At 38.9% G+C, this 1,168-nt stretch carries 3 protein-coding genes; all 3 read right to left on the bottom strand.

Annotation, left to right across the window (positions count from 1 at the left end; translation table 11 throughout):
* Window positions 1-91: 91 nt before the first annotated feature.
* Window positions 92-271 carry a hypothetical protein gene (locus BLS89_RS10345; RefSeq protein ID WP_092738145.1) on the bottom strand — a complete coding sequence of 60 codons (180 nt, stop codon included), beginning with the start codon at window positions 269-271 and terminating at the stop codon, window positions 92-94.
* Window positions 264-422, bottom strand: coding sequence for a hypothetical protein (locus BLS89_RS10795; protein ID WP_176763307.1), 159 nt, complete (start codon window positions 420-422; stop codon window positions 264-266). The genes BLS89_RS10345 and BLS89_RS10795 overlap by 8 nt, the downstream gene beginning before the upstream one ends.
* 11 nt (window positions 423-433) lie before the next feature.
* The coding region (locus BLS89_RS10340; RefSeq protein WP_143017776.1) for an AAA family ATPase at window positions 434-1,168 on the bottom strand (735 nt) is incomplete at its 5' end.

Raw genomic sequence — 1,168 nt, 5'->3', positions numbered from 1 at the left:
AAATCTTTGTAAGCTTTCCTATTAGCTTCTTTCTCTTGTTCTCTACGCTTTAGCTCTGCGGAAAGCTGCTCTGTTGTTAGTTCTTGTAAATTCATAATGCATTATTTTTAATTATTTCCTCGTGTTCTTGTAGTTTTTTAATTCTTTTGTTTACTTCTGTCAGCTGTTGTTTTCTGTCTTCTATGATGCTGCCGCATTTTGCGATGCTGATTTGCCATTCTAAAACTTCTTTTAGGTTTAGAAGTTCCTGTATTTCCATTATTTCACTCATTATATAAGGCTTCTTTTTTCCTTTTTAGATAGTTCCGGTACCAGCGCAGGGCGGTAGTTCTGCTGTTGGTGTAGCAGACAAAGCCGTCGGCTGTTTCCCACTTCCCAAATTCATTGTTTTTGGGGCTTTGGATAAATTTTACTTTACTCATTTTGTTGAATTTTAAGCGTTTAATAATTCTCTTTTGATTACTCTTTTTAGTCTTCTGAGGTCTTCTACTACTTTGATGCTTTGTCCTTGCACGATAATACTGGTAGGCTCACACTCATCAAATATTTTTTTGATGCCGGACTTATCGCTAATGCCGTTGGCAGTGCAAATAGCCTCTACATCTTGTAATCTCGCGCCTATAAGGTTATTGATGAACTTACGCCCAAAACGGCTGTCCAATTCGTCAAAGCCCAATTTGTTGTACTTAACGCCTTTTTTTATCGTCTTTTCAAGGTTTTCCGTTCCGGCTATGATAAGCCCCATCTCATCTTCTAATTCATTGTACAGCGTGATGAACCAGCGCAAGGCTGATGGCTTTAGCTTATCCGCTTCATCTACGATAAGAAGTGGATATTTGCCCTTTCTTTTAGTGAAAAATTCTATCACTTTCATTCCCAAAGTATCTACACTGGTATAGCCTTTTTCTTCTTTGATGCCTAAGTTTTGGCAAAGCTCTCTCAGAAATTCCCTTTTTGCCCATTCTCTGGCTTGTATGTAGAAAACAAAGTTTTCATTGTTCAGCTCGGCATAGTGGGTAAGTGCAGCTGTTTTTCCGCTGCCTGCTTTGTAGCTTATAGCCATAAATAAACCGGCGTTTTTGGCATCATTCAAAACATTGGTTACTTTCTTGAAATTCAGCGTTTCGGCAAGCTGCCAAGTATTGGAAACAAAGCCGAGTTCTTGCGC

The sequence above is a fragment of the Riemerella columbipharyngis genome (genome assembly GCF_900101995.1).
In the GTDB taxonomy this organism is placed as follows: Bacteria; Bacteroidota; Bacteroidia; order Flavobacteriales; family Weeksellaceae; genus Riemerella; species Riemerella columbipharyngis.
The sequence above is the reverse complement of the archived record's forward strand: the minus strand, read 5'-3'. Positions and strand labels throughout refer to the sequence as shown.

Coding starts and splice junctions, on each gene's coding strand:
- BLS89_RS10345 (WP_092738145.1), bottom strand. CDS start 271: ATGAGTGAAATAATGGAAATACAGGAACTTCTAAACCTAAAAGAAGTT.
- BLS89_RS10795 (WP_176763307.1), bottom strand. CDS start 422: ATGAGTAAAGTAAAATTTATCCAAAGCCCCAAAAACAATGAATTTGGG.